We start from the raw sequence: 15,199 nt of genomic DNA on the forward strand, positions 1-15,199 counted from the left end.
CTCAGATCGCCTTCACTTCAGTATCGGGCGAGAGTGATTTAAAGATTTGCCTTACATTGATCTTCGTGGCGTCATCTTTGAAGCCGGTGTCTTTGAACACCACACGCATAGGCTGGCGTTTGGCGAGTTCTTTGACAAACGCCTCATCCACACCATCTTCGAAGCAGGCAGCGAGAGCCGTATCTTGGACGAAGAAGACGGTTTTGCCCTGCATGGTTTCGCGGCGGAAGGGCAGTGTCAGGTCAACGCCCCAGTCCAGGAGGACTTGGAAAAGTAAGTCCTCGGCGGTGCGGTCCGATTTGATATTGTCCACGTGGCCGAGGAGGTCAGCCTGAGAGGTCTGATCCGGTGAGTAGAACACATCTGCCATGTTGGAGCTGTCGATCTTGAGGACGCGGAAGCCGATATCCTTGCTCCAACCGGGGTGACAGTCCCGTTCGAGAATTTTCTTGCCTGCGCGACGGATGCGCTCTTTGGTGATCGAGGGAATAATTGTAGGGAAACCGTGTTTTTTACAGAAGATAAAACCTGACTTTTGGTTTCTATCATCAAAGTCCAACTCTTCATCAAGCTGAACCAAGACAAATCGTGCATCAAGGCTGTGTTTGGCGTTGAACTTCAAGACACCTTGTGCGGTAGAACCGGAGCCTGCAAAAAAATCCATCACGATATCAGATGACTTTACGCGTGATACTTCACACAAATACTCAATCAACGAAGATGGTTTCGCAAAACTAAAGGGAATGCCAATATCGTTTAGCTCATGTGATGATTTTTGGTTGATGTGATCTTCAATTAGGCTGTTGGGTTTTGCGCTGGATTTTTCAATTACATCGTTAAGATACGTCTTAGTGTAGACATTCCATTTCACGTTGCCGCCTTGGTCGTCAACAAGATTGGACGATCTGACTTTCTTGATCACAATTTCCTTGCGGCGGCTTTCATAACTGTCTTTGCTCCATCGCCACACTTTATCCTCTCCAGTTTCTGGAGGAATTTGTGCACCGTCGACTTTGTTTTCCGGGAAAACGTTACCCGGTGGAATTAATAGAGTTCCGTCTGGTGCTTGGATGAAATACCTTTGGTTGGTGCAACCTCTCATCGGATCAAGGCTGGTCATATAGAGGCGGACCAGTTGGTATTTTTCACCCTTTCGTGGACCGGAGTCTTCGATCTGGTCATATGCGTCTAGGTTGACGCCTCCGAAGAAAACGTCGCAGTCCTGCTCACTCTTTGCATACGTAAGCACGTAATCAAAGTTGGGCGACCAATAGTCTCCTTGATTATTCGCTTTTTTTGTCACTCTAGCAGCGCAACCCAGGAAGTTTTGGGCACCAAAAATGTCATCACAAACCTTTTTGAGGTTTGCCTGTTCGACATCGCTTATAGAAATGAAAACCACGCCGTCATCGCGCAAAATATTGCGTGCTAATTTCAAGCGTGAATACATCATGCTCAGCCAATCAGAATGAAACCGACCATTGGTTTCAAAATTAGCTACCAGCTTATCCCCATCTTGGCTTTCCTGGTTGGAATTCAAAAAATACTCAGAAAGATCACCGCTGAAGTCGTCATCATAGATGAAGTCATTCCCGGTGTTATACGGGGGGTCGATGTAGATCATCTTGACCTTGCCCAGATAGGTCTCTTGCAGCAGTTTCAAAGCCTCTAGGTTGTCGCCCTCAATGAGCAAGTTCTGGGTGGTGTCAAAATCCACGCTTTCCTCGCGCACAGGGCGCAGAGTTTTGGCAATGGGGGCGTTGGCGGTGATCAGAGCCTCGCGCTTACCCGGCCAGTTCAGGTGATAGCGTTCCTGTGGCCCCTCGACGATGCTGTCCGACAGTTCCTGACGCAGCTGATCAAAGTCCACTGCCAGTCGCAGTTTGCCGTTTTCATCAGACGCCTCGGTCACGCAGCCGGGGAAGAGTGCCCGGATCTTGTCGATGTTATCCTGCGTCAAATCCGGGCTGTGCATTTTCAGCTTTTCGATCTCTTCAGTCATGCTCGTTTCTCCATCCCGTTTATTCGGGCTTCTTCAAATGTTCGAATTCAGCCTGCGCTTCCTGAAGCTGGCCGTGCAATGCTACTTTGATGTTGAATTGCGTCTCGCGTTTCAACTTCGTTTTCAGCTGCTTGATCTCACGCTCTTTCGCCTTCACCGCTTCCAACCGCTCCATCCGGGCGTCCATATCCTCAGAGGGTGCAGCCTCGATCGGCATGAGCGCTGTCAGAATCTGTTCATAGAGCGCCCCGAGGTTTAGCGCCACAGGCAACGGAACGCGTGAGGACTCGCTGGAGGCCCATTCCGACCTCAGATGCTCAGACACCACCCACTTGCCGCTATCAGCCTCTGAAGGGCGCTTACGCGCTGCTGCGACTTGGATACCGCCTTCATGCTCCAGCTCGAAAATCAATGGGAACGGGATTGCGCGGTCGATCGCGCGCAAAATCTCATTGCTAAGGTCTAGAAATTTGAGAGTGAGACGAAACACCTGCAACTCTGGCACAGCTTTCGTCGCTGGCAAATTGACGGTCTCAGGGGCCAGTTTGTAAGACCAGATGATCTGGTCAACCTCCTGCACGAACCGCTCCTTGAGTGCCGTATTGGCGCCCACCGCGTCGTAGATGCGGCTTTTCGGAACAACTCGCTTTAGCTTAGCCTGATCAGGGTAGTGGTAGAGGGTCATCATACATTCGCCCTTACCACGATGAAGGCGATGAGTTCGAAGTCATCTAGTCCTGCAATAGTATGTGTCAGCGCAGTCGTGTGCCCCCCCGAGAATAAGCTATCTAGGTCGCGTTCTTCCTTCACCTCGATCATTGAGCGGATCGCGTCGTTCAGCAACTCGGAGTATTTGTCCATATGCTTGCCGTCGCTCGTTTCATGATTGAAGGCCGCGCAGAGATCTTTGAACGGAGTGCTGTGACCTTTGCAACTCGCACGAACCAGGTCCAGCAGGCGTTTGACTTCGGTGTGATCAACGATCACCTGCGCATCGTCGGAGATGTAAATGAGGTAATAGGGGTGGAGGCGATTCTGCTGATTGATATTGACCGTGTCATGGATATTGCGGAGCGCAAAAATGACCCCGGGAACCAGCCCTTTTGAGGCGTCTTCTGGCACAACCGCGTGAAGACCGTTGGGCACGCCGGCCAGGTCACCATTGGCCTTGATGTAATTGAGCAGATCCATCCGGAAATCGTTCAACCCAAGATCTGTGATCGAGATTCCTGTTTTCACGTCTTCGAGTTCGATCACCTCATTCTGCAGGCGTTTGAGCTGTTCTTTTCGATAGGCGACGTCCGAGCTCTTGGCTGTGAGAACGTTATCCTCGCCGGTCCCTGTCACATCCACGATGTGCATCCGGTTTTCCACCCGCTCCTTGAGGTTGATATATTCATCCAAGGTAATGTCCGGCCAGTAGTTAGAGAGTTGGATACGCTCATTCGGAGAGCCGATCCTGTCGATCCGACCAAAGCGTTGAACGATCCGGACCGGGTTCCAGTGAATGTCGTAGTTGATCAGGTAATCGCAATCCTGAAGGTTCTGTCCTTCCGAAATACAGTCGGTTGCAATCAAGACGTCCAGTTCAGCCTGCTCCTCTGGCATGACCTTGTCTTTCTCTTTTGCAATCGGGGAAAACAGAGTCAGAACAGACTGGAAGTCAAAAAACTTTTTCAAAGTCGTCTTCGGGTTGCCGGACCCTGTGACCAAACCGGAATGGACCGAGCGTTCCGAGGCAAAATGCGGGGCAAGCTGTTCAAACAGATATTGCGCGGTGTCAGCAAAAGCTGTGAACACAATCACCTTGTGATTCTGCCCATTGAGTGGTGCCGCCATCTTGGAAGTGATTTCGTTGATCAGATGCTGGAGCTTTGCGTCGTGCTCTGGTGTTACCGCAGCCATCTCTTCAATCAAGCCATTGATTATAATCCGGTCAGCGACAAGCTCTTGCTTCCAGGACTGGATATCCATGTCGGCCAAACTTATCTGGATCTTCTTTCCGACAGTGAACTCGTCGAACCCGCTGAAGTCATCGTCTTCGGCTCCGAAACGGTCATAGTCAACTTCCAACTCACTGATCGTGTCTGAACCACCAGATGACTCAAACCTTTCGATAGCCTCAAGTGTTCGGGTGATATTCGCTGCAAGAGCGCCGAGCGTCATTCGAAATGCATGCACTGAACTTTCGAGCCGCTTAAGAAGGTTCGTAGTCATTAGTGCTTGCAGACTACGTTCCCGATCCGCTTGGCGAAGCGTTCCTTTCCCACCCTCTGTTTTAGTGTCGTAGAGTTCTTCGTATTTTCTCAACCTACTAGAATGGATGTAGTTGACGGGGGCATAGACCGCCATTTTGAGTTCGCTTAACCGCGCAAAGATGTCGTTGAACCCAATCACGTCGCCTCGGTCTGTAATCGGTAGATGATGTGATAAAGGTGGCAACCTTTCCGGGAATTTTCCGATGTCAGCAGTGTCGTAGAAGGTTTCGATGTGTTTTCGTGACCTGGCGATGGTAACCGCGTCTAGAAGCTCAAAAAAATCGAAGTCCAACGCCCTGAGAATCGAAGCCGCCGTTCTTTGATCTGGCGGGAGGCTTGACCAGGCATTGAATGCCGCCTGCGCCCTTCGAAAAATTTCCTCAACGCTGGTCTTGGTCTTCAGATTCTTGCTTAACTCGTCAGAGTGACCTTCGTAAGCCAGCGCAAGTTGGTTTCTTAGATCAGTGAACCGGTTGTTAACTGGCGTAGCTGAGAGCATTAGAACTTTGGTCTTCACGCCCGCCTTGATGACCTTGTTCATGAGCTTCTGATAGCGAGTTTCCCTATCTTTGTAGACATCGTTGTTCCTGAAATTATGCGACTCGTCGATCACTATTAGGTCGTAGTTACCCCAATTAACTCGATCCAAGGGAATACCGAGCGACTCTCCGGAGGTTCGAGACAGGTCCGTGTGGCAAAGAACATCATAGTTGAAACGGTCCTTCGCAAAGATATTGGTGGTCAAGTTTGCGTTGTAGTTCCGCCAATTCTCAGCGAGCTTCTTTGGGCAAAGAACCAAGACATCCTTGTTTCTGAGTTCATAGTATTTGATTACCGCCAACGCGGTAAAAGTTTTGCCGAGGCCGACGCTGTCCGCGAGGATACAGCCGTTATAAGTTTCAAGCTTATTTATGATCCCTACAGCTGCGTCTTTTTGATAATTAAAGAGCTTCTGCCAGACAAGACTATCTTGGTAACCGGTGCGATCCTTGGGAAGCACATCTTCATCGACATCACTCAGGAAATCTCTGAACAGATTGTAGAGGATAATGAAGTAAATGCGTTCAGCAGAATTCTCTTGATAGACAGACTCGATGTGCTCCAACACTTCGGAAGTTACGTCCCGAACTTTCTCTTCATCATTCCAAATCTGTTGAAAGATGTTGAGGTAGGTTTGGGTAAACTGCATCTCATCAAAAACTTGGGTCAGACTCGAGATTGCGTCGCCTTTTTGATACCCGAGGTCGACAGCAGTGAACCCCGAAAGAGGGGAAAACACCGTTTGTTTGTCGCCTTTTTTGATATGAGCGAACTGCTGCATGGGAGCGCTGGTATTATTTGACTTGAAACGCGCCCTTTTACGAATCCATTCGGCACATTCACGGGCTACAGCCCTTTGTGTCATCTTGTTGCGAAGAATAATCTCAAATTCACCGCCATAAACAGCGGTTTCGCGTAGTTGCTTTGGAATGAAGAACTCTCGACGTTCTTTACGCATTCGATCGACTGCACCGTTCGGAACAAATGTCGGAGCGGTAAAAAGGAACTCGAACTCCTCAATTTTTCCCAGTTCTGATCGTAGTGCCTCAAAAGCATAGATTGAGAAGCAAGCCGCAGCCATTCGAACTTTGCTGGCTCCGGAGATCTCGTCCCGGATGTCATCTCCAAGCAGGTTTGTGACGTTATCAACGATGCGCACTGACATTCCCCATCTTCTGGAGGCGAATAATTACCTTTTTCAACAACTTACCAACCATTGCCCTACATGCAACCAGTCATAAGCCAAGCTACATCAACGCTGTAGCCAGATAAGGAGAGTTTTTCTATCGCCCAATAGTTGGTTGAAGTTCTGTTTGCTCTTGCACCAAATAGGCGAGAAGATTCGAAGAATAGAGACTGAATAACTCGTTGAAACGCGAATGCGGGCGGGGCTCTAGCGTTTCATCAGCTGATTTTGGAAGGGAGAGGTTTTTGGAGGCTAGAAATCGAAAGATCGAAGAATGGTTTCAATGGATTAGTGACGGTGCAGTCGTCCTGCCGCGTTTCCAACGCTACGAAGCCTGGGGATGGTGGCAAGTCGAAGGATTGCTCGAAAGCGTGCTACGCCGTCCTTCGCTGCCCGTGGGTGCCCTTCTAATGTTGGAAGTGGGTGATGAGCCACCATTCTTAGCTCGCTCAATCGTGGGTGCTCCAGAAGGGGACAAACCTTCATACCACTTACTCGACGGTCAACAACGAATGACTGCCCTGTGGCGAAGCCTTTCCGGGGACTACGATAGCTTTTCGTTTTTTGTCGATCTTGGCAATTTGGATCAGCCTGATGTGGTTACCCATAGGCGTTATGAAAAGAGCGGAACACAGTATCCTGTTTGGTGCGATATTGTTACCGAAGTCGCCTCTCGTAATCTTGTGCCCGTTACACTGCTGCGTCCCGGCCAAATTGCAGCGGATCTAGCCAAGGCTTGGATCAAAGATGCGGCTCAAGGCGATGTTGAGCGAGTGATGGCGCTGAACGAGGCAATCACTGAGTTGCGATCCCGCGTCAGCAACTACTCTCTGCCTTTCCTATCATTGCCTGCCTCCACAAGTCGTGAGACCGCCTTGGACGTGTTCATTCGCATGAATACACAAGGCACCGCTCTGACTGCATTCGATATTGTTGTAGCCCAGGTAGAGGCGGACACTGGGACATCTCTCCATGAGCGCGTGGAAGGCCTTAAGGCTCTTGTGCCGACCCTTACGCGATACGGTGACCCTCATGAAATTGCGATGGCCGTTGGCGCTGTGTTAAACGGGCGTCCGCCTAATCGAGCAACATATTTACGCCCTAAGTTCGGCACAGAATTGATCAATGCCTGGGACCGAGTCGAAATTGGCTTAAAGCGCGCAGTGGCTTTTTTGGCTGACGAGACCATCGTGAACCAGTCCATTCTCCCTTCCGACCCGCTGGTAACGCTTATGGGCGCGTATTGGGCAGATGCACCTGAAGGCAAGGATGCCGAAGGAACTGCGCGTAGGCTTGCTCGACGGGCGCTGTGGCGTGGTGCATTCAGCGAACGTTACCAAAAAACTTCTGCAACCAGAACGGCGCAAGATTACCGCGAGTTGATTACTTACCGCGACAAGGGTGGTCCATTGCCTGTGCTTCTTAACGATGAGGAAAACCCGCTCCCAGAAGCTGCTGCACTTCGCACTGGTGGGTGGCCAAAAAACAAGGATCGACTGGGCAGGGCAATCCTCGCGGCTTCACTACGCACCGGTGGATATGATTTTGCGGACGAGCAACGTTTTTCTTCTGCAAGCCAAGAGGGGCGAGAGTATCACCACCTTTATCCAAAGGCTCGACTGGAAGAAGAAGAACGGCCTAGGCGGCAGATTTTCTGTGCCTTGAATTGTGCCCTCATCAGTTGGCGCACGAACCGTGCGATCGGGGCAAAGCCACCTTCAAAGTATATTGCCGAGCGTGCAGATGAAGTGGGGCTTCCAAGAGAAGAGGTCGATAGGCGACTGCGGTCACATTGCATTCCCGCGGAAGCTCTACGTTCGGATGACTTTGATAACTTTTTGATTTCCAGAGCCGCACTTGTGCATCAAGTTATGGTCAAGCTGTGCGCAGGACACAATGTCGGTTTGCAGGATGTGATTGAAGAAGACGTGGGAGTCACTGAGGGCGAATGAACTGATCTCTGTGTTTTTTTAGCTTCGACTCTGGAACTACCAAATGCCCAACGTAAGCGTTTCAGCCGTAAGCGCCGTGTTTACAACCCGTGCTCAACGCCTTGTTAAAGCATCTGAATTGTTCGAAGACGGAACTCTATCGGAACACCTTTCCGATCAGAGTTTCGTTCTTAGGCTCAATACCATCGTATATCGGCGGAACAACACCGCTGAAAAGAACATTCCAAAAGACCTCTCAGATGCCATCTCGTCAAAAGGTGAGTTAGACCGGCGTGCGGAACTAATCGCACTTGGGAGTTGGTTTCTTGATGGCTGCCCCGGAATGAAGCGCCAGGGCGGTCGGCAATTCGACCCTCGCACGATTATGAAGTGTGTCGCAGTTTGCATGTTGGAGCTTTTATTTCGCCCCAAAATGATGAAACACAACTTTGCAGTTGCTGGGCGTGGCAGTAGGAAGCAATCAATTACTAAGCATGATCTCGCGATCCGCTGGTCGCGGCTCTTTGGAGAAGAAGTAAAGCCCGCCGCCTTCGATGCACGTTTGAGATCAATGCGAAGAGTATTACCGGTTTATCTGGCGCATCTGCGATCTGGGCAAGTGATACTCGCAGGGAAGCGCATCAATAAGTCGCCAGAGGTGGAAAGCGTCGTTAAGGCAATCACCGAAGATCTTTCCGCACAACAGACCAAAAATATCTCCAGTTTAACTTCCACCCATTCTCCTATCCTGGCCGCGGAAGAGCAATTTGATATCGAATTGGGATACTCTAATGCTGAGCAAGAAATGGAATACCGGAAAATAGCTGGAGCGTCTTTGCCGGACACCAAACTACGTTACAAACTCATCTCCGCCGCCTCGACATCCAAGACAGGGGAACTTCAGCAAATCCGGAGGGGTAAGGTTACGATCACCCCAGAGATTTCCATTCGAGGCACTTACAAAACCGAGGCACTAATCGACCGGTTGGTGCTCCTGGTTAAGACATCGGCCCCGACGGCTCCTAGTTTTCTCAACAGCAAAATTTTCAATGCGACGGGCTCAAGGATTTTCGCCCACGATTTAAAGAAGCAAATCAACAGGCGAGACTGGCGCGCGTCCCTTCCGCAACTAGATTCCACGAAGCCCCTTGGTCATCATTTCGCGATCTTGATCCAAGACCCCACCCCGGAATTGCTCCCCTCCATCCTCGGCGTGATCCGAGGCACCCATGGGATCGATGGTGATGTCAATTTTCATCTTATTGAGGTCACTGTCGATTTCTATCCGCGCACTCGCGGATTGCCTCAAGAGACAATTCTGTTCCGAGAAAAGATGGTTGGTCTGCTACAGCGCCATCATTGGGCAAAGCACAGCCTCTTTCATGGCCACGGTTTTTCTGTTCCGCGTAATGCGGATGCCAGGCAGTTCTATCTGGAGGCCAACAATAATGCGAAGACAGACTTTTTCTTCGCGAAGGATAAGCAAACGATATCCGGCTCTGATCACGACCTCGACGATCCGGATGTTCGAAAGCGCTTGTTGACCACCCGTCCCGGACGAGATCTTTACCTGAACTCGACAATCTGGAAGGGCGCCGAAAACTCAGCATACCAGGTCAGTATCCAGCACAAGATAGCCAACCGTCGAAACCCTGGAAAGCAAACTAAGGAAGACCTGCAAGATCAAGAACGCCGTGCACGGATTGAAGTTACGATTTCCGGAGGTGATACACTTCGAAAGGAAGGTCTAGACAACGTAATCGACCTGGCGTCTGTGTCGTTCCGGAAGTTGGCCATGCCCTTCCTTTCGTTCAAGCTCGCTGAGATTGAACCCTTTCAACACTTACTTGACGACGCACAAATCCAGATGCGGACACGCGGCGTCTATGGGATAGAGTTGAGGAACCGCGCACGAGCACTTGAGGAACGTGAGGAGCGGCGACGCGACGGCCAGAAAATGGGCCGCAAGAACGACCTGGAAGGCAGGGGACTGGTTAGCTGGAAGGAGATGAACGATGTGGTCGGAAAGGCGCTTGATGAACTGCAGCGTCGATGGACCGGCTTCTCGTGGAAATAGGCGCGGCGCGAGGAGCGAAATAGGGGCCGAGTGATCAAGTTCGACCTATTGTTCCGGCGCCGCGACCTCGACGCCTGCGCATCTTTCTTCTGCGTGATGCAAGTTAAGGAGTATGCTTGGTGAGTGATGTGTAGGTATGGTGTATAAGAAGAAGGGTTCCCCTAGTTATTAAGGCGATGCGCGGTCGCAGGCGCGGCGATGAGCGGCGGAACGCCTAAAAGTAAGCGTTTACTGAACATTCAGTGCTTTCATCCCTCGTAGGATCAGGACCTTGTCACTCGTCAATCCGATAAATTGATGTCAAATTGGTGTGCTCAGGAGCTAATCGTATGCTCGGAGATACCAGCGCTAGGAGCTGATGTCGGTTCCGCTTCTCTCCTAGGAAGATCACGAGACTGGCTAGGGCGCTCTCTGGCCGCGTCCAACGCAATTTTCGACACAACACAGCACTGTGGTCATAACGCACGCCCTGGGCCCTCTCAGCGCTTGGTTTGCTCAGCCACAATACGAACATTTCTCAAGGAAGTTACTTTGCGCTAGCCTTAGTTACGATCGTTCTTTTGCGTGTGCAACCTAACCTTTTGAAAGCCCTGACCTTGACATCGTCGTTGACGCCACGATATCGATGGAAACAGAGCGCACACGGCTTGAGTTATCGTCGACTCAAACAGTTGGTTTCTATATCAAAATGAGCACATCCCATTTCCTGTCCGGGTGCGTGTAATCGACGAACAATTCCCGATTTACTAGGAGATTGGTAATGTTCATCCTACCATGCTCTCATGAGTCCGTCGCAGGCATTAAACGAAGCTTGTTACGCAATCAACTTAGAACCACAAACAGTGGTTTTAAAAGCAGTCATATCTCGCAAGCGATAGCTGCCGGGTTCGGATACAAATCAGATGCGGCGTTAAAAGTCGGCATTGATGCCAACAAGTTCTATGGTTACGGCACTTTTGATGCTGGTAGCTTCACCAACAGGCTGCGCGAACTTACGGAAAAAGAAACCAACAACTGGGGTATCCACTCAGACTTGGTATATACTCTGGCGGAGCACATTGTAATTGGAACCGGGTTCGTCCCATTCAGGCTTTCGCAATTTGACGAGGAGCGTGACGAGCTTGTCCAACGGATTGCATCCAAATTCCATCCCATGAACTCCGCACTTGTAAAACGTGGCATTGAAGAAGTCATCTATCGCATTGAGGCCAATGCAAATTTCAAGCCAAAAGTTGAACATGTTGCAACTGATTTCATCCCGGGCGCAAAAGTTATAGAATCTAATGATGTAGTCGTAACGGGAACATTAGGTATTGCAGGCGATCCAACATCGGAGTTCGGTTCGATCGCCCACTTTTTGGCAAACCGCGCACGCGAGCGCCAAGGCGTCGTATATCTTTCTTTTTCTATTTTCGCCGGTTGGCGATACCGCATCTATGGTGCAGGAGAGCAAAAGGTCTACGATAAAACGATAAACTGTCCAATTTGGTTGCCTCTAATTGAACGCGCCCCTCCATTGCAGTGGATCGTAGAGGATGTCCAAACGGCTTCATGGAATGAGGCAGACTCTAGATGCAGCATGGAGCTAAAACAGCTAACCTCGTCGATCTTGAGTGAGATTGTTCGCCTAACGGACAGTTCGCGAGCTCGCCGCACGCTTGGGATGGGCTTGCTGATTGGGACACCGATTGCCGGTGAAAACCACGTGCGTGAGATACTAGTCAACAGCCCTGAGTATGTGCGAGAACCTTGGCGTATCGTAGGTGAAAAGAAGGACAGACAATTCCCGATAGCAGTGTTCGAAGCGCTTCACGAATTGGACATGCTTAGCATTAAGTCTATCCCCGAAGAGGGTCAGCCCCAAGGCCTGTCTCATTGGCACTTTTTGAATGCTAAGGCGTCTCGGGCCGTTAGGCATTTGCGCGAATGCCATCCGGAAATACTCGGCAGGAAGGTATCACCTAAGGCAGCATAACCCTCGCTCTGTGACACTAGGGACAAACATTTCCACAAGGAAGTGTGCTTCGATGGAACGGGATTCTCGAAGCACACTATAACTCGGACAAGCAAATTTGGTTCCTGATTAGAAGTTCAAATCAGCATAGGCCCCTGAAGCACGGCTATGCTGAAGATTACGAATGAGACCCTGAACAACAGATTTGCACGTCTGGTTTGCTCGCTGAAAGTGTCCCTGAAGCTAGAGGAGGTTTGGAACACCCGGATGCTGCGGAGCCAGAACCCATCCCCTTAATCATGCGTGGAGAAACCTAGGACTTCGATATTCTAGGGATCTGGCGAACGGGCTTGAGCGAGGCGCTGAGCCATTCCTCGCCCACTTGCGTGATCGGGCCCATTGTTCGCGACTCAAACCCATCAAGAAGATCAGGCTGTTGCTGGTCTCCATTTTTTCAAACCCGAATTGTCCCTTAGACTCACGCTCTGGCCAACCACAACAGAACCAATAACTATGACTGCTCCTATGGACTGGGTGAGGCTAAGCGTTTGTCCCAAGTATACCCAGCCGAGCACGACAGCTGTTACAGGACTCATCATGCCAAGCATCGAGACTGCACTGGGCTCCAGGCGCGCAAGGCCACGAAACCAAAGAGCATAAGTAGCTGCAGCACCGATCAAGCCAAGCCAAGTAAGGCCGGCGACATTTGTCGCGCTGAGCGCAGGTAGAGGCGGCTCAAGGAACAGTGCGATTGGCAGCAGTATCAAACCACCGGCTGTTAATTGCCACGCTGTGAAACTCAGCGCCGAGACCGGAGGCTGCCATTTCCGGCTTAGAACAGTGCCAGCAGCCATTGACGCGGCTCCTCCCAAACCCGCTGCTATACCGATCCAATCAAGTTGTGCTTCTGGCCCGATCAGCAGCAGAGACACACCCATTACGCCAGTCGCGGCGGCGCCAAGTGCACCAAGTCGGATTGGGGTTCCCAGCCATCCCCACGCCATCAAAACCACGATCATTGCTTGCAACGATCCTAGGGTGGCGGCCACACCACCAGGTAACCTATATGCAGCAACGAAGAGGAGCACCCAGAACAGAGCGAAATTGAGGCTGCCTAAGACGAAAGTTCGACCAAGCCATTCGCGTGGTGGAACGCAGCGCGTCACTGCAAGCAACAACAAGCCGGCTGGCAGAGCTCGTAACGCAGCAAGGGTAATCGGATAGCCAGCCGGGAGCGCTTCGGTAGTTACCAGATAAGTGCTTCCCCATACCGCTGGGGCGAGTGATGTGAGGAGAATATCGGTTGAGCGTGACATAGTATGTCTCCCGGATGAGGCGTTTGAGAATTTGAGTGAGACGTCAGAGGCGCGCGGATTAAGCTGCTTCCGCTTGCAGGTTTGATCCAGCGAGACACGCTACAATCCTTGCAACATGAGCGCCCTGGAACCGCGCTCCGGCTAGGTCAGTTTCGGTAGGCGTGCGGGAACCATCAGCGCCAGCAATCGTTCCGGCTCCATAGGGGGCACCACCAATGATTTCTTCGGATGTAGTCTGACCTGAAAATGTATAAGGCATTCCTGCGATCAGCATCCCAAAGTGTTGAAGCGGGACTTGCGTTGTCAGAAGGGTCGCCTCGTGCCCGCCATGTTGCGAACCTGTTGATGCAAAAACCGCCCCGACTTTACCAACCAGTGCGTTCCTGGCCCAAAGCCCTCCGGCCTGGTCAAGGAAGGACTTCATTTGTCCAGCCATCATGCCAAATCGGGTCGGTGTTCCAATGATGATTGCATCATAGTTTTCCAGATCTGTCGGCAAGGCGTTTGGTGTATCATCTACGACATAGCCAGCCTGCTGACGGACCTCTTCAGGGACGGTTTCGGGCACACGTCGAACGTCAACTTCAGTGCCGGGAACACTTCTGGCGCCTTCAGCTTCGGCATCGGCCAATGTGCGGACGTGGCCATAGCTTGAATAGTAGAGAACGAGAATACGTGACATAGGATACCTCACAGGGCTGCGACTTGTTCCCTGAGAGAATGGAATTTGTTGCGCCGCCAATTAAGGCGCGCTCTTTGACATCACTCTTTACCTGTATTGAATAATGTCAGGACCTGAGAGCCAGGCGCAGATGATCAAGAAAGGCTGTAACCTTTGCGTCCATTCCCAAGCGAGATGCTGTAACGGCAAATACTTCTGGCGCAGGCAGTTCGTGGTCAGGAAGAACTCGCACCAAGGCCCCGCTGGCTTCGGGAGCATCAGAGACGAACTCGGGCAGTGTTCCGATGCCTTGCCCCGCTATCAGCAGATCGCGCAAAACGAGGCTGTTGCCGACGCGCACACGCGGATCAAGCTCTAATGTTGTGACACCTTCGGCGGCCGAGAGCTTCCAGCTCGTCAAATGATCAGCAAGCAAAAAGCCAATGATCGCGTGGTTTTTCAGATCTGCCGGCTGGGTCGGTGTCCCGCATCGCTCCAAATAGTCAGGAGACGCAAATATCCGCTGCCGCATCACGCCGATCCGTCGTGCGACAAGTGCCGAATCTGGCATCACAGCGCGGATACGTATCGACAGATCGAACCCGCCCTCGACCATATCGATCACCTTGTCGTCCATCGAAAGAGTAAATCGCAGATCTGGATAGGTCTCCAAGAACTCAGGAAGCATCGGTGCGATAACGGTTTGACCGAAGGAGCTTGACGCATTCACCCGAAGATGCCCACGCACTGCCTTTGAACCATCGCGGATAGTTTGTTCCGTTTTTTCAACCGCGTCGAGAATTCCGATTGCGTCCTGATAGTAAAGTTTGCCGGTGGCTGTCAGCGACATGGACCGAGTCGTTCTGGTGAGAAGAATGGTTCCCAGACTTTCTTCCAGAAGCTTGATTTCTCTGCTGAGAAGCGCAGGAGAAACACCAAGGTCTTCGGCCGCACGGGCAAAGCTGCCGCGTTCAACGATACGGCGAAAAGCTTGCATGACTGACAGTTTGTCCAAGTTATCACCCTTCGAAAAAGCCTCTTTTGACGTGATACGCGATAGATCGGATCTAAATCATGCCCAAATTCACATTCATTCAGGTTGAGCTGATCCAGATCAATTCTGTTTGCGGAGCATCCATCACACCTGTGAACTAGAGCTCGGGAACAGTTTTCGGTTCTGAGAACTCCTCCCTACAATCTCCCCATCACCAACCTCTCTATTAGACAACCAACTTTTGGGGCTGACCTAGCACTACTTTGCATACCTTGGCGCA

At 51.1% G+C, this 15,199-nt stretch carries 9 protein-coding genes; 3 read left to right on the forward strand and 6 right to left on the reverse strand.

Annotation, left to right across the window (positions count from 1 at the left end):
* Position 1: 1 nt before the first annotated feature.
* The 3 genes from GS612_RS01255 to GS612_RS01265 are packed head-to-tail and all read right to left on the reverse strand — an operon-like array spanning position 2 to position 5,965.
* A complete protein-coding gene (locus GS612_RS01255) occupies positions 2–2,002 on the reverse strand; it encodes a site-specific DNA-methyltransferase (protein WP_216603491.1) in 2,001 nt (666 codons plus the stop codon).
* A gap of 19 nt (positions 2,003–2,021) precedes the next feature.
* Positions 2,022–2,690, reverse strand: coding sequence for a DUF4391 domain-containing protein (locus tag GS612_RS01260; protein ID WP_216603492.1), 669 nt, complete (start codon positions 2,688–2,690; stop codon positions 2,022–2,024).
* The gene (locus GS612_RS01265) at positions 2,687–5,965 is read right to left on the reverse strand and encodes a helicase-related protein (RefSeq protein WP_216603493.1); all 3,279 of its coding nucleotides are present in this window, start codon (positions 5,963–5,965) and stop codon (positions 2,687–2,689) included. The genes GS612_RS01260 and GS612_RS01265 overlap by 4 nt, the downstream gene beginning before the upstream one ends.
* 266 nt (positions 5,966–6,231) lie before the next feature.
* Between GS612_RS01265 and GS612_RS01270 the strand changes: the two genes are divergently transcribed.
* From GS612_RS01270 to GS612_RS01280, 3 genes are all read left to right on the forward strand, one after another.
* Entirely contained in the window at positions 6,232–7,938 is a 1,707-nt protein-coding gene (locus GS612_RS01270) for a DUF262 domain-containing protein (RefSeq protein WP_171638833.1), read from the forward strand.
* 43 nt (positions 7,939–7,981) lie between these two features.
* Positions 7,982–9,994, forward strand: coding sequence for a hypothetical protein (locus tag GS612_RS01275; RefSeq protein WP_171638834.1), 2,013 nt, complete (start codon positions 7,982–7,984; stop codon positions 9,992–9,994).
* Between the two features lie 760 nt (positions 9,995–10,754).
* Positions 10,755–11,969 (forward strand): hypothetical protein, encoded by a 1,215-nt coding sequence (locus GS612_RS01280; RefSeq protein ID WP_171638835.1) that lies wholly within the window; start codon positions 10,755–10,757, stop codon positions 11,967–11,969.
* Positions 11,970–12,376: 407 nt separating this feature from the next.
* On the opposite strand, the gene GS612_RS01285 is transcribed toward GS612_RS01280, so the two are convergent.
* The 3 genes from GS612_RS01285 to GS612_RS01295 form a co-directional block, all read right to left on the reverse strand.
* Complete coding sequence (locus GS612_RS01285; protein ID WP_171638836.1) at positions 12,377–13,264, reverse strand: EamA family transporter; 888 nt, start codon at positions 13,262–13,264, stop codon at positions 12,377–12,379.
* A 58-nt stretch (positions 13,265–13,322) separates the two neighbouring features.
* Positions 13,323–13,946 (reverse strand): NAD(P)H:quinone oxidoreductase, encoded by a 624-nt coding sequence (gene wrbA, locus GS612_RS01290; RefSeq protein ID WP_171638837.1) that lies wholly within the window; start codon positions 13,944–13,946, stop codon positions 13,323–13,325.
* Between the two features lie 106 nt (positions 13,947–14,052).
* A complete protein-coding gene (locus GS612_RS01295) occupies positions 14,053–14,922 on the reverse strand; it encodes a LysR family transcriptional regulator (protein ID WP_253286123.1) in 870 nt (289 codons plus the stop codon).
* Positions 14,923–15,199: the final 277 nt, after the last annotated feature.

It is taken from the genome of Ruegeria sp. HKCCD6157 (genome assembly GCF_013110685.1).
Lineage (GTDB): Bacteria > Pseudomonadota > Alphaproteobacteria > Rhodobacterales > Rhodobacteraceae > Ruegeria.